We start from the raw sequence: 19,295 nt of genomic DNA, 5'->3' as shown, positions 1-19,295 counted from the left end.
CGGTCCGCCGCAACGGGCCGCACCGCGCGCTAGACCATCAGCTTGTCGAGCGTGATCGGCAGATCGCGCACCCGCACGCCCGTCGCATGCCAGACCGCATTGGCAAGCGCCGCCACCACCCCCGTGATGCCGATTTCGCCGATCCCCCGCACCCCGAGCGAATTGATGTGCGGGTCCGGCTGGTCGAGGAACGTCACGTCAAGCTCGCCGATATCCGCGTTCACGGGCACGTGATACTCGGCCAGGTTCGCGTTCGTGAAGCGGCCGTAGCGGGTGTCGAGCAGCGTCTGCTCCTCGAGTGCCGCGCCGATGCCCCAGACGAGTCCGCCCATCAGCTGGCTGCGCGCGGTCTTGTGATTGAGGATGCGGCCGACGTCATAGACCGCCACGACGCGCGGCACGCGGATCGTGCCAAGCAACGCATCGACGTGCGCCTCGACGAACACCGCGCCGAACGAATGGAACGCGTACGTCTCGCGCTCCGCGCCGGGCCGCGCGGACGCCCGCACGTCGACCGGCGCGCCGGCGCGCGCGACGAGCGTCGCGGCCGCCACGCGCCGCGTCGCATCCGTGCGGCTCACGACCCAGCCCTCCTCGACCGCTAGCGCGTCGGGTGCGAGCCCGTGCAGCGGCGACGCCGGGTCCGAGGACGCGAGGGCCATCAGGCGCGCGCGTGCCTGCAGGCACGCGTCGCGCACCGCGGGCGACACGCTGGCCGCGGTCTGCGAGCCCCCGGAGCCGGGCGCTTTCGGCAGCGACGAATCGCCCAGCACGAAGCGCACGTCGTGCGGCGCAAAACCGAGCGCATCCGCGGCGACCTGTGTCATCACGGTGTAGGTGCCGGTGCCGAGGTCCTGGGTGCCCGATTCCACCTCGGCCGTCCCGTCCGCGAAAATGCGGGCGCGCGCCGCCGCCTCGTTGCGGTTGGCCGGATACGTCGCCGTGCCCAGCCCGTAGCCGATCAGCGTGTCGCCGCGCCGTGTCGCGCGCGGCGCCGCCGGGCGTTGCGACCAGCCGAAACGTTCGGCGCCCGCTTCGTAGCAGGCACGCAGCGCCCTCGCCGAAAACGGCCGGTTCACGCTCGGATCGACATCCGTATCGTTCTTCAGTCGCAACGCGAGCGGGTCCATGCCCAGTTGCACGGCCAGTTCGTCCATCGCCGATTCGAGCGCGAATGAGCCCGTCGCTTCGCCCGGTGCGCGCATGAAGGTCGGCGTGCCGACGTTCAGCCGCACGAGCCGGTGCGTCGTCACCTGGTTCGGCACCGCATAGAGCATGCGCGAGACCATGCAGCAGGTCTCCGTCCAGTCCTCGAAGGTCGATGTATCGGAGTACGAATCGTGTCGCATTGCGGTCAGCGTGCCGTCGGCACGCGCCGCGAGCTGGATGCGCTGCTGCGTGCGCGGCCGTGCGCCGACGGGCCCGAACATCTGCGGGCGTTCGAGCACGAGCCGCACCGGCCGCCCGACCTCGCGCGCGGCCATTGCGCACAGCGCGACGTGCGACCACGACGAACCCTTGCAGCCGAACCCGCCGCCGAGAAACGGCGCGAGCACGCGCACGTTCTCCGGCGCAATGCCGAGCGTGGCCGCGATCGCATTCTTCGCGCCGGTGACGCCCTGTGTCGCGTCGTACAGCGTGAGGCGCGCACCGTCCCACTGCGCCATCGTCGCGTGCGGCTCCATCGGGTTGTGATGCTCGATCGGCGTCGTGTAGACCGCCTCGACGCGCACCGCCGCCTCGCGCATGCCCGCGTCGAGATCGCCGCGCGCCGTATCGGTCTGGCGGCCCTGCGGATGCGTCGGCGCATACGCGTCGGGCAGCGCCTGCGCGAAATCGAGCGCGGCCGGCTGCGCCGCATACGTGAGGCGCAACCGGCGCGCCGCATCGGTGGCCCGTTCGAGCGTATCCGCGACGATCACCGCGACCGGCTCGTTGCTGTAGCGAACCTCGTTGTCCTGCAGCAGCGACAGATGGCGGCCGGCCGGCGGCGACAGCCGCGACCTCCCCGCGCCGGGCAGGCGCGGCGCGTTCTGCCACGTCATCACGAGCAGCACGCCGGGCATCGCCTGCACCCGCTCGACGTGATCGATCGACGCAATCGTGCCGCGCGCGATCGTGCTCGTCACGAGCACGCCGTGCACGAGGCCCGGATGCGCGAACTCCGCCGCATAGCGCGCCGCGCCCGTGACCTTCGCGAGGCCGTCGGTGCGGTCGAGCGGTTCTCCGATCAGCGGGCTCATGCGGCGCCTCCGGTGCGTTGGGCGGCTTCGTTGACGGCGCGCACGATCGCGCGCTGCGCGAGCATCACCTTGAAGCCGTTCGCCGATTGCGGCTGCGCGTCGCGCAATGCCTCGGCGGCCGCGTCGTGCAGCAGCGCGTCGCTGAGCGCATGCCCCGTCAGTTTCTGCTCGGCGGCACGCGCGCGCCACGGCTTGGGCGCGACGCCGCCCAGCGCGATGCGCGCGCTGCGCACCGTCGCCCCGTCCATCTGCAACGCGGCGGCGACCGACACGAGCGCAAACGCGTAGCTCGCGCGGTCGCGGATCTTCAGGTAGTACGCGTGCTGCGCGAACAGCGGCGGCGGCAGATCCACCGCGGTGATCAGCTCGCCGGCACGCAGCGTCGTGTCGAGCTCGGGATGCTCGCCCGGCAAGCGATGAAACGCGTCGAGCGCAATCGTGCGCGCCCCGTGCGGGCCGACGACGCGCACCGTCGCATCGAGCGCCGCCAGCGCGACGCTCATGTCGGACGGATTCACCGCGATGCATTGCGCGCTCGCGCCGAGGATCGCATGCATGCGGTTTTCGCCGCCGATCGCCGCGCAGCCGCTCCCCGGATCGCGCTTGTTGCAATGCTCGAACGCGGTATCGTTGAAGTAGCCGCAGCGCGTGCGCTGCATCAGGTTGCCGCCGACAGTGGCCATGTTGCGCAATTGCGGCGACGCCCCCGCCAGCAAGGCCTGCGTGAGCAGCGGATAACGCGTGCGCACGAGCGGATGATCGGCGGCATCGCTGTTTCGCACGAGCGCGCCGATGCGCAGCCCGCCGTCGGGCAGCGGGCCGAGCGCGGCGAGCGTGCGGATGCGGGTGATGTCGACCAGATGCAGCGGATTCTCGACGCCGCCTTTCATCAGATCGAGCAGGTTCGTGCCGCCGCCGATGAATTGCGCACCGGGACGCTGCGCGGCGCGCAACGCGCCCGCGATGTCGCTCACGCGCTCATAGGAGAGAGCCTGCATGCGCGCCTCCGTCAGGTTGCGCCGAACTCGCCGGCGTGCACGCTGCGCACCGCCGCGACGATGTTCGCATACGCGCCGCAGCGGCACAGATTGCCGCTCATGCGCTCGCGAATTTCGGCGTCGCTCAGTTGCGGCGCCGCTGCGCGGACATCGACGGTCGCCGCGCTCGCGGTGCCGGCGGCGAACTCGCGCAGCATCGCCGTCGCCGAACACAACTGTCCGGGCGTGCAGTAGCCGCACTGGAATGCATCGTGCTCGATGAACGCGCGCTGCAGCGCTGCCGGTGCACCCTCGTGCGCCAGCCCCTCGACCGTCGTGATCGCCTGCCCTTCGTGCATCACCGCGAGCGTGAGGCACGCGTTGATGCGACGCCCGTCGGTCATCACCGTGCACGCGCCGCATTGGCCGCGGTCGCAACCCTTTTTGGTGCCCATCAGCCCGGCGTATTCGCGCAGCGCGTCGAGCAGCGTCACGCGGGGTTCGAGCTGCAGCGTGTAGACGCGCCCGTTGATGTTCAGGCGCACGGGCTGTACCGGCTGCGCAGGAATCGCCGGTGGGTGTGGCGCATCCGGCGCATCCGCTGCCGGCGTGCGGGGCTGCGCGTGCAGATGCGGCGCCGCGCCGATCGTCGCCGCGGCGGCCGCGGACTGCAGGAAGCGGCGGCGCGACTGACTCGACGGCGTGATCGCCGGATCGTCGTCGGGGCCAGGCTTATCGTGATCGCTGGACATGACGTTCTGCCTGCTCCCTGAAAGAACGCGACAACCGCCGCGAGCATGCGCATCGACGCACGCCCGCGGCGGCGACAACGTGATCTGGCAGCGCAAACGCCGCCGGACATCGCGGACGGCCTGCACCGCGAGGGCATCGGACGGGCCCCGGTCCGACGAGCTTGCGCGCACTGCCGCGCGAAGTAAACACGCTCGCGCGAGGATGACGGGACGGTCAGTTTCGCGTCATCTGCGGGCCATCGGATGCGGCCGGATTGGCCTGCCGCGCGACGCAGCGAGGAAAAAATGCACGCCCCGCACGCAGCATCGATGGCAATTTTTCATGAAGCGGTCACGCGCGCATCGGCTTACCGCCTCATTACCGTCTTCGTTGCGCGCGCAAGCAACGGTAACAGCGGCGGTAACACGCGGTAAGAAAGAGCGCTTCAAGTGCTGCGGGATGCGGCCGTTATCAAAGACATGGCGGCATGCAGGCTGCCGCAGCGCGTACCGCGCGGCCGCAGCCGCGTCGCGCGGACACATGCCCAAGGAGAGATTTCATGCAGATTCCGTCGATCACCGCGCCCAGCGCGTATCCGGCCTCGCCGGTCGCCAGCACGTCTGCCGCGACGACACAAGGCAGCGGCACACCGGGAACCGGCAGCACCCTTCAAGCCGGCGGAGCAGGCTCATCCAGCACGTCATCCGCGTCCGGCAGCACGCAGACGGGCACGACGACATCGTCGTCCAGCACGGGCACGTCATCGGCGGCGTCATCGGCCACTTCGTCGCCTGGGGCAGGCGGCGGCGCGGCGGTCGCCGCCTCGTCGGCCAGTTCGTCGAGCAGCGCGCTCACCCAGATGAGCGCGCTCGTCGCGTCGCTGGAGGCGCAGCTCGCGCAGGTGTCGTCCGGCGCGGGCGCGGCGGCGGGGGCGAACGCAAGCCAGGTCAGCCAGATCGAGGCCGAGTTGCAAAGCGCACAGAGCGCGCTCGCCACGGCGCTGCAGGGCTCGGACACGAGCCAGGTCACGCAGATCCAGGGCCAGTTGCAAAGTGCGCAGAGCGCCCTCGCGCAACTGATGCTGTCCAGCGGACAGACCACCGGGCTGCTGTCGACCAGCGCGTGATACGCGCGCGCTCCTCGCCGCAGGGGCGGCGGCCTTCGCGCTAGCGGCGCGGGCCCGCGTTCAGCGGCGGCGTCGACGCCAGCGCGGCATTCGAGGTCAGCTTCGCGCCACCCGCGTCGTAGCCGTTTGTGTACAGCAGAAACGCCATCCGGTCCGCGTAATCCTGATCGGTCAGTTTGCCTGGATGATCGGCCGGCATGTTCGTCGGCATGTACGGATAGATGCCGCCGATCGTCAGATGCGCGTTCGCCGCCGAGCGTCTTGACGAGGTCATGCGCAGAAATGCCGTCGTCGCCGCCGTCATCGTCGATGCCGCGCGCGACGAACGACGCCCCGATACCCGCCGTGTCGAGCACATCGCGCGCGACTGCGCGATCGAGCACCGCGGACGGGCTGCCCGGCATCGTGCAGACGCGCACGCCGGCGAACGCCTGCGCGGGAACCGGCGCGGCGCAAGCCGCGACGGCCCCGGCCGCAGCGAACAGGGTGAATCGATGGCTCATGGTCGTGCATTCCAGTAAAGGCAAGAGAAGCGCGCGCGCCCCGGCGGCCGCGGACCGCAGCGGGGCGCACGTGTACCATCAGCTGCGATCGAGCGCGAACACGTACAGCGTGCCGCCGCGATTCACGACGTCGCAGCACGCAGTCCTGAACGATTCAGGGCCGAGCTTCGGCTCGTACTTCCACAATGGCTTACCGGTCTTCGCATCGAACGCGTAGACGTTGTCCTTCGGCTTGGTGACGAACAGATAGCTGCCGTTGACGATCGGCGTCGCCTCGCAGCCCTGCTTCAGATCGGCCGGAAACGCATAGCGCCATTCGTGTCGATGCACTGCCGCAAGCCGGACATGCCGGTCGCGCCAGGCGGCGGGAAGCCGCGTGCGTCTGCGCTCAGGCAAGTCGCATGCCATTGGCGCGCCAGACCGCGCGCGCCGCATGGGGCGCGACCTCGCCGGCGGACCGCGCGAACCTGCTGAACCGGATCGCGGATCGTCTCGAACAGAACCTGCACCGGTTGGCGGTCGCGGAGACGATCGATAACGGCAAGCCCTCGCGCGAAACGCTCGCGGCCGACATTCCGCTCGCGATCGATCATTTCCGCTGGCTCGCCGGCTGCGCTCGCGCTGATCGAATGACTCGCGCGCGAACACGGCGCGCTGCTGTTTCACCAGTCGGGCGGCGGCTGCGACGGCAGCGCGCCGATGTGCTTTCCCGCGAGCGAATTCATGGTCGGCGCGTCCGACGTGATGCTCGGCAAGATCGGCGGCATGCCGTTCCACATGAGCGCCGCGCAGTTCGAGTACTGGCGCAGCTCGTCATCGACGCCGTGCGCGGCAACGGCGGCATGTTTTCGCTGGAGGGACCGACGGGGCTGCGTTTTCTGACCCGCTCGCGTCTTTTCGACGATACGCAAAGCGCGTGGCTCGACGCTCATCCCGTCGCGCGCGGCGCCGGCTGACCGGGCCCGTGCACAGCAGGCCGGCTGCTGCGAGCCCTGCCGCGCCGCGCGCTCAGCGCAGCACCACCGCGAGGCGCTTGCCGGTGTGCGCCTGCGTCCACGTTCCGTGGAACGTGCCGTCTGCCGCGCGTTGCAGCACGAATTGCGCATCGGGCCCGTCGCCGCCGGATTCGTGCAGCCGCACGCTATCGCCCGTGCTCGCCTTGACATCGAGCGGAATGAACTTCGCGAAACGGTCGTAGAAGTACCCGTCGCCGGCGGGCGACCCGTAGACCAGCGTGATCGGATAGCGGCCGCCGAGCATGCCGTGCAGGATGCCGCGCGACACGTCGACGCGCGGGTTCACGCAGTCCTCGCGCTGCGCCACCAGTACGCAGCGGCCGTAGTCGCTCAGCCAGGGCGCGAGGCTCGCGAAAGGAAACCGGCTCGCGATCGGCTCGGCGCCGCTCGTGGCACGCGCTTCATGCGAGGTCGTGCAATCCTTGCTCAGCAGTAGCGCATGGCGGCCGAGCAGGAAATCGAGGTCGGCGAGCGATTCGCGCACGACGTCGGCCCGGCAGTCGAGATAGAGGTGACGCGGGTCCGCGGGATCGTCGTCCGCATCGGACGTCCTGGGCGAGCGGGGTAGCTCAGCCAGCGCATCGTCGATCGCCTTCAATCGTTGCGCGCGCACCGTTTTCGTGAGTTGCGCGAGCCCGGTGCTGCTGAACAGATCGGCCAGACCGAGCAGGTCGCCGGTACGGGCGTCGAAGTTGTACGCGACGTCCATGTCGTTGATCGTCGCCGAGTCGTATTCGCCGGTGATCTCGATGGACAGATAGCTGGGCGTCGCGCTCCTCACCTCGTACGCGAGCGATGAGATTCCGGACGGGTCGTCGCCGTGCGGCGCCACGTCTTCAAACGGATCGTGCCGGTAGCGTCCGGGCAGTTTCTGCAGCATCGAAACTTGCAGCCAGGTGTTGATGCGCGCGGCGGCGCCCGGTGCGCCGCCGGACACGACCGGAAAGGCCAGCGACGCGTCGCCGTCGGACGACGGCGGCGCCGTCAATGTGCTTACCTGCCACTGCGCAGCGGCGAGAACCGGCAGCACGGACGCGCACAGCGCAGCCAGCACACGCACGAGCAGCAGGTCATGCTGGCGCGCGCGCCGGCCATCGGGGCGACGCGCGGCGCCCTGCAAAACGTTTGCGATGGAAAAAACGCTGCGCGTCAGCGCTTCCGGTCCGATGTGAGTCAGAGTCATGGTGTCCCCTGCGTCGAGATGACAAACGGGCCTGCGTGTCATGTGCCGCTCCGCCCGGATGCAAGCCGCGAAGCCGGCTTCGCATCGCATCGTCCCGCGCGTGCGTGGTTCGTGCGTGGTTCGTGCGTGGTTCGTGCGTGGTTCGTGCGTGGTTCGTGCGTGGTTCGTGCGTGGTTCGTGCGTGGTTCGTGCGCCGCGGCCGGCTGGCCGGCCGCGGCACGCGCGCTCACTCCGCCGTGGCCGGCCGCGCCGCACGGGTGGTCGCGAGCCGCTTCGTCGCCCCCTGCACGAGGAGCGCAACGGCCGCCGCCTCGAGAAAGGCAACGTACGCGGCCTCATGCGGCAGGGCAAGCGACAGGAACAGACAGAACGCGGCAAACGAGAACCGCCCGAGCACCATGCCGCGCAGCAGCGCGATCACGAAGTCGGGACCGTGCGCGCGATGCGACGCCACCGACAGCACGCTGCCCAGCAGCGGAAACACGGCGAGCAGACCGCTCCATGCCGGCCCGAGCCGGGCCGACAGCGTCGTCACAAAGACCGTGAGCAACGCGCCGGCCAGCATCCGGCCCGCCAGGTCGCAGCGGCTCACGCGGGGATTCGCGGCGGCAACCGTGCTGCGCGGCAGGAACGACTGGCCGAAGCAGACCGCCGCAAGCGCGATGCCGGCCGCGCACAGAGGCGAGTCCGGCAGCAGGGACAACGCACAGGCCGCGACCAGCCAGGCCAGCAGGGCCGCCGCGAGCGCGACGGGCCACGGACGGGTCCGGCAGATCCACGCATAGGCGAAGTTGAACGCTTCGGACGCGAGGATCGCCGACAGCGACAACGTGGCTGCACGCGCGCCGAACATCGGGCCATGCGCCAGCACGAGCAGAAAGAGGATCGGGCCGGCCACCACCGGCAAAGCGGCGAGCCAGCCGGCCACGGACGGCCCCCAGCGCTTGCCCGCCATCGAGACACCGAGCAGAAACAACGGGACGAGTGTGAGCTTGAGGACCAGCATGGCGGCGGCGAGCGGAACGAAATTCCGATCTTACCCCGCCGCGCCGGCGCTGCCGGAACTGTTGCGCGCGCAACGAGCCGCGGCGCGCCGCGCAAACCGCACGCTCAGGCGCACGCTCGAGCAGACACTCAGACAGACGCTCACGCAGACCCTCAAGCGGCCTTCGCGAGAATCTGCCGGATGGCGTCCTCGAAGGCCTCGACCGGCTGACCGCCGCTCACCAGGTACTGCTGGTTGAAGACGAACGCCGGCACCGCATGGATGCCGAGACGCTGCGACTCCTGTTCCTGCACACGCACGTCGTCGCTATAGCGTGCGCTGTCGAGCACCGCGCGCGCCTCGACGGGATCGAGACCGGCGTCCTGCGCGGCGGCGACGAGCACATCGTGATCGCTCGGGTCCTTGCCGTCGGTGTGATACGCGCGCAGCAGCGCGAGCTTCAGCGGCAGTTGCCGGCCTTCGATCCCGGCCCAGTGCAGCAGACGATGCGCGTCGAACGTGTTGTAGACGCGCGTGCGCGGCCCGAACGCGAAACCGACGCCCGCGCCGCGTTCGCGGATCATCGCCTGCGTTTCGGCAATCTGCTCGGGTGTGCGTCCGTACTTCTTGCCGAGGTAATCGACGATCGCTTCGCCGCCGGGCCCCATCCGCGGATTGAGCTCGAACGGATGCACGACGATCTGGGCGTCCACCGCGTCGCCGAGCCGCTCGAGCGCGCGCTGCAGCGACGCCAGGCCGATCGCGCACCACGGGCACGCGATATCCGAAATGAAGTCGATTCTGAGCGGTTGTGTCATCGTGCATCCCTGTCGGATCATGTTGTGGCGCGGCCCGCCATCCGCCGGGACCGGGCCCGGATACCCCGAAGCGTAGCGCGGTTCGCCGGCTATTGCAGGCCGGCAGGCGGCGCGGCTAACCTTGCGCCGCGCCGAACAGATCGCCGTGCGCGACGATCGCGGCGACCCATCGGTCCAGCTCGTCGCGCTCCATGTCGAGCAGATGCTCGGGCAGGCCTTCTGCGTTGGCGACGTCCAGCAGATTGTGCAGCGCGAGCAATGCCTTGGTTTGCGAATACATGACGTGCACGAGCCGCTCGCGCGCGTCAGGGTGGGCGCGCGCCGCGTCGTGCGTTTCGGCAATCGCGTGCCGCAGCTTTTCGCTGACATAGCCAAGCGGCACGCCTTCGCGCAGTTCGCGGGCCGTGCAAGCCGGGCCGTTCGCGGAGGCGGTCAAACCGGAACTCGGTTCCGGACGGGTTGCAGACATATTGGTCTATTTAATAAGTATGCCTGATCAGATAACCGGATCGGACAGCGCTTCGTCACGCGCCGCTCCCCTCGGCGACGGTGGCAATCACGCGACGTGGCCACATGATAAGCGAGCGCGGCCCCATTCTTGCGGCGGGCGACGCGCTTATTACAAAAAAATTCGGAATCTGAAAACCCGCGCCCGGATTTCTTTCACAACACTTTCATTTTAGGCACGCGCGGCCGCGAGTGCCGCCGGACAGCGCGCCGGCCGCCGAGGCGCGCGACCGTCTGATGCGTGTCGCGCGGCAAGCCCGCCGCGGCATGACGCGGCGGCAGACCTCCTTCGCGGCACGCGAAGGAGACGCGCCGTTTCGCCGGCCGCCCCCGCCGGCCCCGCTCAGCTGGCCTGGACGTCGATACGCCGCGGGCGCGCGGCATCGCGACGCGGAATCACCAGTTTCAGCACGCCGTTCTGCAGATTCGCATCGACCTTCGTCGTGTCGAAATCTTCGCTGATCGTGAATGCGCGCGCGAAGTACGGCGCGCGAATTTCCGCGTGATGCACCCGCAGATCCGCAGGCGTCGCGACCACCGCCTCGGCTTCGATAAAGAGGCGCCCGTCGTGCACCTTCACGTCGAGCCGCTCGCGCGGCACGCCGGGCAGGTCGGCCCAGAGCGTCACGCCGTGGCTGTCCTCGACGATATCCACCGCCGGGACCAGCGTCACGCGGCGCGGCGCTTCGTCGTTGCGGCGCGCCGTTGCGCCGGTGTCGCGCGGGGTAAGTTCAGTCGTATCGTTCATCGCTGGCTCCGTTGTCGTTACTGAATGGCGATGGCGCGCGGCTTCGACGCTTCGCGCTTGCCAACCGTGATCGTCAGGCAGCCGTCCGCGTAGCGGGCGGCGACCTTGTCCGGATCGGCGTTCTGCGGCAGTTCGATCACGCGCCGGAACGTGCCGAAAAAGCGCTCCTGCGCATAGCGGCGGGTTTCGCCTTCGCTCGCCGCCTCGGGCGCCTTGCGCTCGCCGCTGATCGTCAGCGTGCCTTTGTCGATGGTCACGTCGAGCGTGGCCGGGTCGATGCCGGGTGCAAACGCGACAATGCTGATCGCTTCTTCAGTACTGCCAACATTCAGCGGCGGAAAAGCGTCGGCCCGGCTCCCGCGCAGGCTTGACGGAAAGGTGTCGAACAGCGCGGACATCTGCCGCTGCAGGCGACCGATATCGCCGAACAGATCGCTGCCGAAGTAGAAATCACTCATGGTCCACTCCTCTCGATACGTGATGGGAAGAGGACGGCCGCCCGTTCGTCCGGCACTGCAACCGTCCTTTCGGATTGGCAAATGGGCGCGAAAACACGTGTTTCAACATCGGCCGTGGCGATATTCGCAGCATCCCTCTATAGCGCGCCGTTGATGTTGAAACGGCGCGGACCGCCCTTATTTGCGCGGCGCGCGACGGCCGTGTGCGATGGCCGGTTTCGCCCGGACTTCATTGAAACCGGGCGACGCCGCGCGCGCGGCACCGCCTGCCGCCCGCGCCGCCAGCAAAATTTCACGATGTGACACGATCCCCTGCACTACAAAAAATCGTGGTGCGGGGCACAAATCGGCGATTTCGCAATGTCCAGTCACATTCCACATCTCGAAAAAATGCCAGCATCACGTTGATTTAAAACAATAATTTTTATTGGCGCAAAGCCGCTTTGCCGACCTTGCAGTGCGTCGGCCTGTCATAGACTGTTCCCAACAGATCGCGTTATTTCATTGGCACTTGGGAGACTGAAAATGAAAGGCTTTCGCTTTGGCTCGACGGAAGGATCGTTCTACATCCTGCCCGGCAAGGACGGCTGGGAAGCATCGTTCGGCAACCAGAAACTCGGCGCGTTCGACAGCCCGCAGCAGGCCGCCGACGACCTCGCCAGCGGCGTGTGCTGTCCGCACCTGTCCGAGGCGGATACGTCGACGCTCGACATTCCGCATCAGATCGGCGACTGGGAGATCGTGCATGTCTGAGCGGCAGCCCATTGCGGGCTGCCCATGCGACGATGGCGCCTTGCGGCGCCATCGTGCTTTTCGCGGCCGGTCAATGCCGCTCGCGCGGCCCGGCTTCGCCGGCCGCCGGCCGTTTTACGCGAGCGCGTCGACGATGCCGTTCAGCGTCGCGCTCGGGCGCATCGCGCCGCTCGTGCGCGCGACATCCGGGCGGTAGTAGCCGCCGAGATCCACCGGCTTGCCCTGCGCACTCGCCAGTTCGGCGACGATCTTCGCCTCGTTCTCCGCCATCGCCTTCGCCACGCCGGCGAACTGCGCCTGCAGCGCCGCGTCTTCGGTCTGCGCCGCGAGCGCCTGCGCCCAGTACAGCGCGAGGTAGAAGTGGCTGCCGCGGTTGTCGAGACCGCCGACCTTGCGCGCCGGCGACTTGTCGTTGTCGAGGAACTGGCCGGTCGCCTGATCGAGCGTCTTCGCGAGCACCTTCGCGCGCGCGTTGTCGAACAGGTTGCCGAGATGTTCGAGCGAGGCCGCGAGCGCGAGGAATTCGCCGAGCGAATCCCAGCGCAGGAAACCCTCTTCGACGAGCTGCTGCACGTGCTTCGGCGCCGAGCCGCCCGCGCCGGTTTCGAACATGCCGCCGCCGGCCATCAGCGGCACGATCGACAGCATCTTCGCGCTCGTGCCGAGTTCCATGATCGGGAACAGGTCGGTCAGGTAGTCGCGCAGCACGTTGCCGGTGACCGAGATCGTGTCCTTGCCCGCGCGGATGCGCTCAAGCGAGAAACGGGTCGCGTCGACCGGCGTCAGGATGCGGATATCGAGGCCGCTCGTGTCATGCTCCTTCAGGTAATGCTCGACCTTGCGGATGATCTGCGCGTCGTGCGCACGCGCGGCGTCGAGCCAGAACACGGCCGGCGCGCCCGTCGCACGCGCACGGGTGACCGCGAGCTTGACCCAGTCCTGCACCGGCGCGTCCTTCGTCTGGCACATGCGCCAGATGTCGCCGGCTTCGACCGCGTGTTCGAGCAGCACGTTGCCCTTCTCGTCGGTCACGCGCACGACGCCGTCCGCCGGAATCTGGAACGTCTTGTCGTGTGAACCGTATTCTTCCGCCGCCTGCGCCATCAGGCCGACGTTCGGCACGCTGCCCATCGTGACCGGATCGAACGCGCCGTGCTGCTTGCAATCTTCGATGACGGCCTGATAGACGCCCGCATACGAGCGGTCCGGAATCAGCGCCTTCGCGTCGTGCAGCGCGCCGTCCGCGCCCCACATGCGGCCCGATTCGCGAATCATCGCGGGCATCGACGCGTCGACGATCACGTCGCTCGGCACGTGCAGGTTCGTGATGCCCTTGTCCGAGTTGACCATCGCGAGCGCCGGACGCTGCGCGTACTGCGCCTTGATGTCCGCTTCGATCGCTTCGCGCGTCGCGTCCGGGAGCTCCTTCAGACGCGCGTACAGATCGCCGATCCCGTTGTTCGGATTGAAGCCGATCTGCGCGAGCGCTTCCGCGTGCTTCGCGAGCACGTCCGCGTAGAACACCGAGACGACCTGGCCGAAGATGATCGGGTCCGAGACCTTCATCATCGTCGCCTTCAGGTGCACCGAGAACAGCACGCCGCGCGCCTTCGCGTCCGCGATCTGTTCCTCGAAGAAGCGGCGCAGCGCCTTCTTGCTCATCACCGAGGCGTCGATGATTTCACCGGCCTTCACCGCGGTCTTTTCCTTCAGCACGGCCGTCGTGCCGTCCGCGCGGGTCAGCGCGATCTTCACGGTGCCGGCCTCGCCGATCAGCGCGGACTTCTCGCTGCCGTAGAAATCGCCGCCGTCCATGTGCGCGACGTGCGACTTCGAATCCGCGCTCCACGCGCCCATCTTGTGCGGGTGCTTGCGCGCATAGTTCTTGACCGACAGCGGCGCGCGGCGGTCCGAGTTGCCTTCGCGCAGCACCGGGTTCACCGCGCTGCCCTTGATCTTGTCGTAACGCGCCTTGACGGCCTTCTCTTCGTCGTTCTTCGGCTCGTCCGGATAGTCCGGCAGGTTGTAGCCCTGCGTGCGCAGTTCGGCAATCGCGGCTTTCAGCTGCGGCACCGACGCGGAAATATTCGGCAGCTTGATGATGTTGGCTTCCGGACGCAGCGTGAGCGCGCCGAGTTCGGCGAGATCGTCGGCGATCTTCTGTCCGTCGGCGAGATGCTCGGGGAACGTGGCGATGATCCGGCCGGCCAGCGAGATGTCGCGCGTCTCGACGTCGACACCCGACGAGTGCGTAAAGGCCTTGATGATCGGGAGCAGCGAGTAGGTGGCGAGGGCGGGCGCTTCGTCGGTGAGGGTGTAGATGATCTTCGGCGATGTAGACATATCTGATGCGTTGCTTGATGAAAAGAAAGCCAGCGCGCAGGCCGCGCTGAACCGACCAGGTTGCACCGTGCATACCGCAGGCCGCCGCGCGCCGTCCCCGCGGGATGATCGGACCGCCGGGGCAGCGGCGGTGCAATGCGAGGGAGCGGATCTGCGCAGCCATCCGGCCGGGCGCGCGGCGAGGCCGCGTGCAAGGCCGCCGGCTGTGCCGCGAGAGGGGCCGAGCCGATGAAGCGACTGTTGGGGCGCGCCCGTGAGTATAGGCGTGTTTACCATAACTCGCTGCGCAACCTTGGCTGGGCGCGCGCCGGCGGGCGCGGCGCGAGCGCCCTGTTTTGGTGCGCCGGACGCGGCAACCGGCCTATCCGCGCGCCCGGTGAATTCGCCGGAACGCGCATGCGTGCTGCGTTTGCGACGCAATCCGCCGGGCCGGCCGCAGCGGCGCGCGACACGGTCCGTTCCGGCCGCGCGGTCCGGTGTCGCACGTTGCAGCAGTGCGTCACGCAGCGCGCGCGGCCCGGGCGCGCGCATTCGTCCGATCATTCGTACCCTCGCGCCGCGTCGCGTTCGCAGAGCAGGTTCGCCTCGCGACGGCTGTCAGTCAGCTAACGATTGAAGGCCGTCGCCCCGTTCCTGAGAGACGTTTTCTTTTTTGCCAAACGTTTGCGGCATGCGTATCAAGTTGCTTCGCGCGCATGCCGACATCGCGTGTACGGACGTTCATTACATTCGACGGAGGAGCGACTCGTGAAGCCGCTGTGGTTCTCGCTGTGGTTCTCGCTGTGGTCCTCGCTGTGCTCTTTTGTGGCGCTGCTCGCGCTGGCCGGCTGCGCGCCCTTGCAGCCGGTTGCGAAAGTCCAGCCGGCCACGCCGCCGGCGACGAGCGAGATCATCCGCTTCACGATCCCGCCCGATGCGCTCGGCGCCCATGACCCGCAACTGTCGGCGGTGCTCGCCAAGGCGGGGGCGCTCGCGGCTGCGCAAAAGCAGCCGACCACGATACTCGTGACCGCGCTCGCACAGGATTTCCCGTATCTGAACGCGGCGATCTGGAAAGGCGTGCCGCCGCAGCACGACGCGCACCTGAGCCTCGACAACCTGACGGCCGGTGCGAACCAGCCGTACAGCGTGACGATCAGGCCGACCGAATAACGGAGTCACCGCATGCCCCGCTTCCTCGTGCTCATCGTGCCCGTGGCGCTCGTCGCGCTGCTCGCCGCTTCGGCTGCTTTCGCGGGCGAAGCGGGCGGCGTCGCGCCAGCCGCGCCGCCCGGCGCCGTGCATCCGGTCGCCGCCGCCGACACCGTGTATCCGCCGCTGCCGACGCTCGCGATGCTGCCGGCCGGCAGCGCCGACACCGACGACCCGTCGCCGCGCCGCGGCCCGAAAAAGCGCCGCTGGAAGCGCGAGCGCGAGGAACGGCGCGTCGCGGCGCCGCCCGCGCGGCTCGTCGTGTCGGATGCGTCGCGTGCCTATCTGAGCGACGTCGACCGCCAGCTCGATCTCGCGCTGCTCAGATAACGCCCATCCATGGAGGAACGACTCGTGTCGACCCGCAATCCCGGCGCCGCTGCGCCCGCGCGGCCGGTCGCGTCGCGCGCGTTCGCGCTGCTGCTGGCCGGCGTCGCGATCGCGTCATGCGCGCGCATCGCACACGCGCAACCGTCGAACGACTGCTTCGAGCAGGCCGCCGCCTATCAGGGCGTCAATCCGCTGATCCTGCGCGCGCTCGCCTGGTTCGAATCGAAGGGCGACCCGTCCGCGATCAACCGCAATGCCGACGGATCGATCGACGTCGGGCAGTTGCAGATCAACTCGGTGCATTTCCCCGATCTCGCGCGTGCAGGGATTCCGCACCGCGCGCTGACCGATCCGTGCGTGAACGTCTACGTCGCTGCATGGCTGCTGAAACAGAAGATGGTGAAATACGGCAACACGTGGCGCGCGGTCGGCGCCTACCATTCCGAATCGCCGAAGGAGCGCGACGCCTATGCGCGCAATATCCAGCGGGTGCTGGTGAGCTGGGGCGACCTGCAGCCGGCGCGCTGACCGGGGCCCTCGCCGCGCTGGATGCGCCCGGCGCCGGGCAACGTGCGCGCGACACGGCGCGCGCACGAGTGCGGGCGTCATTCCGGTCGCGTCGTCGCCGGCCCGAACACGATCAATCTGCATTCCTGATTATTTGCGCAACCCGATCTTCCGCGCGGATAGCCCTGCGCGCGCGGCATGCCGTCATTGCCGGCAGCCGCCGGCCCCGCTATGCTGAAGCGTCGCACAACCGCCCCGCCGCACCGATCGAGGACATCGCATGTCGCATACCGCACTCTTTCTCACCGCCGCGGGCGTCGGTCTCGCCGTCGCCGCACCGATCGGCCCGATGGGCATGCTGTGCATCCGCCGTACGCTCGCCGAGGGCCCGCGCGCCGGGCTCGCGGTCGGCTTCGGCATCGCGAGCGGCGACGCGCTCTACGGACTCGTCGCCGCGTTGGGGCTGGTCGGGCTGTCGCACTTCATGCTTGCGCACGATCGGCCGCTGCACGTCGCCGCCGGCCTGGTCCTGCTGTATCTCGGGCTGCGCGCGCTGGGACACCGGGCCCCGCCCGCCGACGCCGCGCGCCCCGCTGGAGCCGCCCCGCTGCGCGCGAGCCGCGCCGGCGTCGCACGCGCGTACGCGAGCGCGCTGCTGCTGACGCTGACGAACCCGCAAACCGTCATCATGTTCGCCGCGCTCTTCACGACGCTCGCGCCGCGCGGCGCGTTCTCGCCGGCCCTCGCGCTCACGACGGTCGCCGGCGTATTCTGCGGCTCGATCGCCTGGTGGTGCAGTCTCGTGAGCGGCGTGTCGCTCGCGCGCCATGCGCTCGGCAGCCGCGTGCGCGCGTGGATCGACCGCGCGGTCGGTGTGGGCCTCGCGGTGTTCGGCCTGATCGAGATGCGGCGCGCGCTCTGAGTCGCATGGCCCTGCCGGTCCCAGGGGTGGACCGGCAAGCGCGCCGCAGTTTTGCGACAATAGCGGCTTTGTCCGCGTCCGCCCCGGGCGCCCGCCGCACCGAGCCTGCACCCGCCATGCGTGCCGGCCGGCCGCGCCGCCAACCCTATCCGACCCGCCCGGGCCGCCCATGGCACTTCCCCATATTGACCTTCTCTACACCGTATCGGGCCTGTTCGTCGGCTTTCTGGTCGGACTGACGGGCGTCGGCGGCGGCTCGCTGATGACGCCGATCCTCGTGCTGCTGTTCCACGTGCATCCGGCCACCGCAGTGGGCACCGACCTGCTGTACGCCGCCGCCACCAAGGCAACCGGCACGCTCGTGCACGGCCTGAAAGGCTCGGTGGACTGGCGCGTGACGCTGCGGCTCGCGACCGGCAGCGTGCCGGCGGCCACCGTCACGCTGATCCTGCTGCACCGTTACGGGATGAACACGCCCGGCGCGAGCAGCCTGATCCAGGTGGTGCTCGGCGCGGCGCTGCTGATCACGTCGCTTGCGCTGGTGTTCCGGCCGCAGCTCGCGAAACTGGCCACCGGACGCACCCGCGCGCCCCGCGAGGCGACCACGTTCGGGCTGACGCTGCTGACGGGGGCGATACTCGGCGTGCTGGTGTCGCTCACGTCGGTGGGCGCGGGCGCGATCGGCGTGACCGTGCTGCTGCTGCTCTATCCGCGGCTGTCGACGACGCGCGTCGTCGGCTCCGACATCGCGCACGCCGTGCCGCTCACGCTGCTCGCGGGCGCCGGCCACTGGCTGCTCGGCTCGATCAACTGGCCGATGCTGCTGTCGCTGCTGGTCGGCTCGCTGCCGGGCATCGCGCTCGGCAGCCTCCTGTCGTCGCGCGCGCCGGACGCGCTGCTGCGCAACGTGCTCGCCGCCACGCTGATGCTGGTGGGGGTCCGGCTGGTCATGGCCTGAGCGCCCGCAGCGCGCCGCCGACGCGGCTTGCGGCTTGCGGCTTGCGGCTTGCGGCTTGCGGCTTGCGGCTTGCGGCTTGCGGCTTGCGGCTTGCGGCTTGCGGCTTGCGGCTTGCGGCTTGCGGCTTGCGGCTTGCGGCTTGCGGCTTGCGGCTTGCGGCTTGCGGCTTGCGGCAGCAAACCACAAGCCGCAAGCGTCAGCGGAAGAAGCGGCAATTCAGATCGGTTTCGAATTCGCGCACCCAGTAACCGTTTTCGTCCGCGCGATACGATTGGGCCCAGCCGCCGCGCCGCACCGTGACGAGCCTGCGGTGATGCTCGACATCGTCAGGATCCGGCATCCCGGTGATCTCGAAGTGCGCGGGGGCGAAGCCGTGCCGCGCGCACACCAGTTCGAAAGCCGCCCGCTCCCCGATCGGCAGGTCGGTGTAATGCTGAAGCACCGTGTCCATGATGAATCACTCCGGTTCGATGCATTCAGACTACGCCTTTAGCCGGGAAATTTGTGTGTCACAGCGCACCGGCGCTCCGATACGCCCGTCGCACAAGCTGCGCGCGACCGCGTCGCGCGCAGCTTGCCCCGTTTTTTAGTGCGGCACCACCACGGTCAGCTTGTTGGTGACCGACGTCACGCCGTCCACCGACTTCGCGATCTCGCCCGCCTTGTCCACCTGCGCCTGATCGGGCACCGAGCCCGTCAACGTGACCGCACCGCCGCGCGCGCGCACCGCGATGTTCGCCACACTGACCCCTTGCGCCTTCGAGAGCGCCGAGCGCACCTTGCGGCCGAGCTGGCGGTTCGCCTTCTTCATCATCTTCGTGCTGTGCGGCGCCATCGCACCCGACGCCGGATTCGTCTGCGCATAGCTGCTGCACGCCACGACCAGCGCAACCGCCCCTACCAGGGCCTTCAGAAAACCGATCGATTTCATGATCTCTCCTTTTACTTCGGTTATGGCCGCGTCCGACAAGCGGCTTCGTTACGACTTCCGTTAG

21 protein-coding genes and 4 pseudogenes are annotated in these 19,295 nt (G+C 68.8%); 10 read left to right on the top strand and 15 right to left on the bottom strand.

Annotation, left to right across the window (positions count from 1 at the left end; all coding sequences use genetic code 11):
• Nucleotides 1–29: 29 nt before the first annotated feature.
• The 4 genes from AC3AP7_RS02355 to AC3AP7_RS02340 all read right to left on the bottom strand — a co-directional run bounded on the left by AC3AP7_RS02355 (nt 30) and on the right by AC3AP7_RS02340 (nt 4,807).
• Nucleotides 30–2,243 carry a xanthine dehydrogenase family protein molybdopterin-binding subunit gene (locus AC3AP7_RS02355; protein ID WP_475765959.1) on the bottom strand — a complete coding sequence of 738 codons (2,214 nt, stop codon included), beginning with the start codon at nt 2,241–2,243 and terminating at the stop codon, nt 30–32.
• A complete protein-coding gene (locus AC3AP7_RS02350; RefSeq protein ID WP_475765961.1) occupies nt 2,240–3,241 on the bottom strand; it encodes an FAD binding domain-containing protein in 1,002 nt (333 codons plus the stop codon). Before AC3AP7_RS02350 ends, AC3AP7_RS02355 begins: the two co-directional genes overlap by 4 nt.
• Before the next feature lie 11 nt (nt 3,242–3,252).
• Nucleotides 3,253–3,972 carry a 2Fe-2S iron-sulfur cluster-binding protein gene (locus tag AC3AP7_RS02345; RefSeq protein WP_475765963.1) on the bottom strand — a complete coding sequence of 240 codons (720 nt, stop codon included), beginning with the start codon at nt 3,970–3,972 and terminating at the stop codon, nt 3,253–3,255.
• Nucleotides 3,973–4,621: 649 nt separating this feature from the next.
• Nucleotides 4,622–4,807 carry a hypothetical protein gene (locus tag AC3AP7_RS02340; protein WP_475765965.1) on the bottom strand — a complete coding sequence of 62 codons (186 nt, stop codon included), beginning with the start codon at nt 4,805–4,807 and terminating at the stop codon, nt 4,622–4,624.
• 4 nt (nt 4,808–4,811) lie between these two features.
• Here AC3AP7_RS02340 and AC3AP7_RS02335 point away from each other — a divergent pair, with 4 nt between their 5' ends.
• Nucleotides 4,812–5,078, top strand: coding sequence for a hypothetical protein (locus tag AC3AP7_RS02335; protein ID WP_475765967.1), 267 nt, complete (start codon nt 4,812–4,814; stop codon nt 5,076–5,078).
• A 40-nt stretch (nt 5,079–5,118) separates the two neighbouring features.
• Here the strand turns inward: AC3AP7_RS02335 and AC3AP7_RS02330 are convergent.
• Nucleotides 5,119–5,331 (bottom strand): annotated as a pseudogene (locus tag AC3AP7_RS02330) (cytochrome C); the annotation flags it as partial.
• Here AC3AP7_RS02330 and AC3AP7_RS02325 point away from each other — a divergent pair.
• The gene (locus AC3AP7_RS02325; protein ID WP_487362705.1) at nt 5,300–5,599 is read left to right on the top strand and encodes a hypothetical protein; all 300 of its coding nucleotides are present in this window, start codon (nt 5,300–5,302) and stop codon (nt 5,597–5,599) included. The pseudogene AC3AP7_RS02330 and the gene AC3AP7_RS02325 overlap by 32 nt on opposite strands.
• An 84-nt stretch (nt 5,600–5,683) precedes the next feature.
• Here the strand turns inward: AC3AP7_RS02325 and AC3AP7_RS02320 are convergent.
• A pseudogene (locus AC3AP7_RS02320) lies at nt 5,684–5,896 on the bottom strand (outer membrane protein assembly factor BamB family protein); the annotation flags it as partial.
• 107 nt (nt 5,897–6,003) lie between these two features.
• Between AC3AP7_RS02320 and AC3AP7_RS02315 the strand changes: the two are divergent.
• Together AC3AP7_RS02315 and AC3AP7_RS02310 are read left to right on the top strand one after the other, a co-directional pair.
• A pseudogene (locus AC3AP7_RS02315) lies at nt 6,004–6,204 on the top strand (aldehyde dehydrogenase family protein); the annotation flags it as partial.
• Nucleotides 6,170–6,537, top strand: a pseudogene (locus AC3AP7_RS02310) (DUF779 domain-containing protein). The pseudogenes AC3AP7_RS02315 and AC3AP7_RS02310, both read left to right, overlap by 35 nt.
• Nucleotides 6,538–6,589: 52 nt before the next feature.
• On the opposite strand, the gene AC3AP7_RS02305 reads toward AC3AP7_RS02310, so the two are convergent.
• The 6 genes from AC3AP7_RS02305 to AC3AP7_RS02280 all read right to left on the bottom strand — a co-directional run bounded on the left by AC3AP7_RS02305 (nt 6,590) and on the right by AC3AP7_RS02280 (nt 11,296).
• Nucleotides 6,590–7,780, bottom strand: coding sequence for a hypothetical protein (locus tag AC3AP7_RS02305; RefSeq protein WP_475765971.1), 1,191 nt, complete (start codon nt 7,778–7,780; stop codon nt 6,590–6,592).
• Nucleotides 7,781–8,006: 226 nt separating this feature from the next.
• Nucleotides 8,007–8,786: a hypothetical protein gene (locus tag AC3AP7_RS02300; protein WP_475765973.1), complete on the bottom strand. Its 780-nt coding sequence runs from the start codon at nt 8,784–8,786 to the stop codon at nt 8,007–8,009.
• A 152-nt stretch (nt 8,787–8,938) separates the two neighbouring features.
• Nucleotides 8,939–9,583 (bottom strand): DsbA family oxidoreductase, encoded by a 645-nt coding sequence (locus tag AC3AP7_RS02295; protein WP_475765975.1) that lies wholly within the window; start codon nt 9,581–9,583, stop codon nt 8,939–8,941.
• 115 nt (nt 9,584–9,698) lie between these two features.
• Nucleotides 9,699–10,019, bottom strand: coding sequence for a hypothetical protein (locus AC3AP7_RS02290; RefSeq protein WP_475765977.1), 321 nt, complete (start codon nt 10,017–10,019; stop codon nt 9,699–9,701).
• Between the two features lie 414 nt (nt 10,020–10,433).
• The gene (locus AC3AP7_RS02285; RefSeq protein WP_475765979.1) at nt 10,434–10,838 is read right to left on the bottom strand and encodes an Hsp20/alpha crystallin family protein; all 405 of its coding nucleotides are present in this window, start codon (nt 10,836–10,838) and stop codon (nt 10,434–10,436) included.
• Nucleotides 10,839–10,855: 17 nt separating this feature from the next.
• On the bottom strand, nt 10,856–11,296 hold the full coding sequence (locus tag AC3AP7_RS02280) for an Hsp20/alpha crystallin family protein (protein WP_475765981.1): 441 nt from the start codon (nt 11,294–11,296) through the stop codon (nt 10,856–10,858).
• Between the two features lie 525 nt (nt 11,297–11,821).
• Between AC3AP7_RS02280 and AC3AP7_RS02275 the strand changes: the two genes are divergently transcribed.
• A complete protein-coding gene (locus tag AC3AP7_RS02275) occupies nt 11,822–12,049 on the top strand; it encodes a hypothetical protein (protein WP_475765985.1) in 228 nt (75 codons plus the stop codon).
• Between the two features lie 114 nt (nt 12,050–12,163).
• On the opposite strand, the gene AC3AP7_RS02270 is transcribed toward AC3AP7_RS02275, so the two are convergent.
• A complete protein-coding gene (locus AC3AP7_RS02270; RefSeq protein WP_475765987.1) occupies nt 12,164–14,392 on the bottom strand; it encodes an NADP-dependent isocitrate dehydrogenase in 2,229 nt (742 codons plus the stop codon).
• 756 nt (nt 14,393–15,148) lie between these two features.
• Here AC3AP7_RS02270 and AC3AP7_RS02265 point away from each other — a divergent pair.
• The 5 genes from AC3AP7_RS02265 to AC3AP7_RS02245 all read left to right on the top strand — a co-directional run bounded on the left by AC3AP7_RS02265 (nt 15,149) and on the right by AC3AP7_RS02245 (nt 18,300).
• Nucleotides 15,149–15,544, top strand: a complete 396-nt coding sequence (locus AC3AP7_RS02265) for a hypothetical protein (protein ID WP_475767833.1) — start codon at nt 15,149–15,151, stop codon at nt 15,542–15,544.
• 12 nt (nt 15,545–15,556) lie between these two features.
• Complete coding sequence (locus AC3AP7_RS02260; RefSeq protein ID WP_475765989.1) at nt 15,557–15,913, top strand: hypothetical protein; 357 nt, start codon at nt 15,557–15,559, stop codon at nt 15,911–15,913.
• 87 nt (nt 15,914–16,000) lie between these two features.
• Nucleotides 16,001–16,441: a lytic transglycosylase domain-containing protein gene (locus AC3AP7_RS02255; protein WP_475767836.1), complete on the top strand. Its 441-nt coding sequence runs from the start codon at nt 16,001–16,003 to the stop codon at nt 16,439–16,441.
• Nucleotides 16,442–16,700: 259 nt separating this feature from the next.
• The gene (locus AC3AP7_RS02250; RefSeq protein WP_475765991.1) at nt 16,701–17,342 is read left to right on the top strand and encodes a LysE family translocator; all 642 of its coding nucleotides are present in this window, start codon (nt 16,701–16,703) and stop codon (nt 17,340–17,342) included.
• A 169-nt stretch (nt 17,343–17,511) separates the two neighbouring features.
• Nucleotides 17,512–18,300 carry a sulfite exporter TauE/SafE family protein gene (locus tag AC3AP7_RS02245; RefSeq protein WP_475765992.1) on the top strand — a complete coding sequence of 263 codons (789 nt, stop codon included), beginning with the start codon at nt 17,512–17,514 and terminating at the stop codon, nt 18,298–18,300.
• A gap of 196 nt (nt 18,301–18,496) precedes the next feature.
• Here the strand turns inward: AC3AP7_RS02245 and AC3AP7_RS02240 are convergent, their stop codons facing one another.
• Nucleotides 18,497–18,751, bottom strand: a complete 255-nt coding sequence (locus tag AC3AP7_RS02240; protein ID WP_475765994.1) for a hypothetical protein — start codon at nt 18,749–18,751, stop codon at nt 18,497–18,499.
• Nucleotides 18,752–18,886: 135 nt separating this feature from the next.
• On the bottom strand, nt 18,887–19,231 hold the full coding sequence (locus tag AC3AP7_RS02235; RefSeq protein ID WP_475765996.1) for a BON domain-containing protein: 345 nt from the start codon (nt 19,229–19,231) through the stop codon (nt 18,887–18,889).
• Nucleotides 19,232–19,295: the final 64 nt, after the last annotated feature.

Source organism: Paraburkholderia sp. PAMB 6770, assembly GCF_057748135.1.
Note: the sequence above shows the minus strand (reverse complement) of the source record. Positions and strands in the feature narration are given on the sequence as shown.

Coding starts and splice junctions, on each gene's coding strand:
- AC3AP7_RS02355 (WP_475765959.1), bottom strand. CDS start 2,243: ATGAGCCCGCTGATCGGAGAACCGCTCGACCGCACCGACGGCCTCGCG.
- AC3AP7_RS02350 (WP_475765961.1), bottom strand. CDS start 3,241: ATGCAGGCTCTCTCCTATGAGCGCGTGAGCGACATCGCGGGCGCGTTG.
- AC3AP7_RS02345 (WP_475765963.1), bottom strand. CDS start 3,972: ATGTCCAGCGATCACGATAAGCCTGGCCCCGACGACGATCCGGCGATC.
- AC3AP7_RS02335 (WP_475765967.1), top strand. CDS start 4,812: ATGAGCGCGCTCGTCGCGTCGCTGGAGGCGCAGCTCGCGCAGGTGTCG.
- AC3AP7_RS02325 (WP_487362705.1), top strand. CDS start 5,300: ATGCCGCCGATCGTCAGATGCGCGTTCGCCGCCGAGCGTCTTGACGAG.
- AC3AP7_RS02305 (WP_475765971.1), bottom strand. CDS start 7,780: ATGACTCTGACTCACATCGGACCGGAAGCGCTGACGCGCAGCGTTTTT.
- AC3AP7_RS02300 (WP_475765973.1), bottom strand. CDS start 8,786: ATGCTGGTCCTCAAGCTCACACTCGTCCCGTTGTTTCTGCTCGGTGTC.
- AC3AP7_RS02295 (WP_475765975.1), bottom strand. CDS start 9,583: ATGACACAACCGCTCAGAATCGACTTCATTTCGGATATCGCGTGCCCG.
- AC3AP7_RS02285 (WP_475765979.1), bottom strand. CDS start 10,838: ATGAACGATACGACTGAACTTACCCCGCGCGACACCGGCGCAACGGCG.
- AC3AP7_RS02280 (WP_475765981.1), bottom strand. CDS start 11,296: ATGAGTGATTTCTACTTCGGCAGCGATCTGTTCGGCGATATCGGTCGC.
- AC3AP7_RS02275 (WP_475765985.1), top strand. CDS start 11,822: ATGAAAGGCTTTCGCTTTGGCTCGACGGAAGGATCGTTCTACATCCTG.
- AC3AP7_RS02270 (WP_475765987.1), bottom strand. CDS start 14,392: ATGTCTACATCGCCGAAGATCATCTACACCCTCACCGACGAAGCGCCC.
- AC3AP7_RS02260 (WP_475765989.1), top strand. CDS start 15,557: ATGCCCCGCTTCCTCGTGCTCATCGTGCCCGTGGCGCTCGTCGCGCTG.
- AC3AP7_RS02250 (WP_475765991.1), top strand. CDS start 16,701: ATGTCGCATACCGCACTCTTTCTCACCGCCGCGGGCGTCGGTCTCGCC.
- AC3AP7_RS02245 (WP_475765992.1), top strand. CDS start 17,512: ATGGCACTTCCCCATATTGACCTTCTCTACACCGTATCGGGCCTGTTC.
- AC3AP7_RS02240 (WP_475765994.1), bottom strand. CDS start 18,751: ATGGACACGGTGCTTCAGCATTACACCGACCTGCCGATCGGGGAGCGG.
- AC3AP7_RS02235 (WP_475765996.1), bottom strand. CDS start 19,231: ATGAAATCGATCGGTTTTCTGAAGGCCCTGGTAGGGGCGGTTGCGCTG.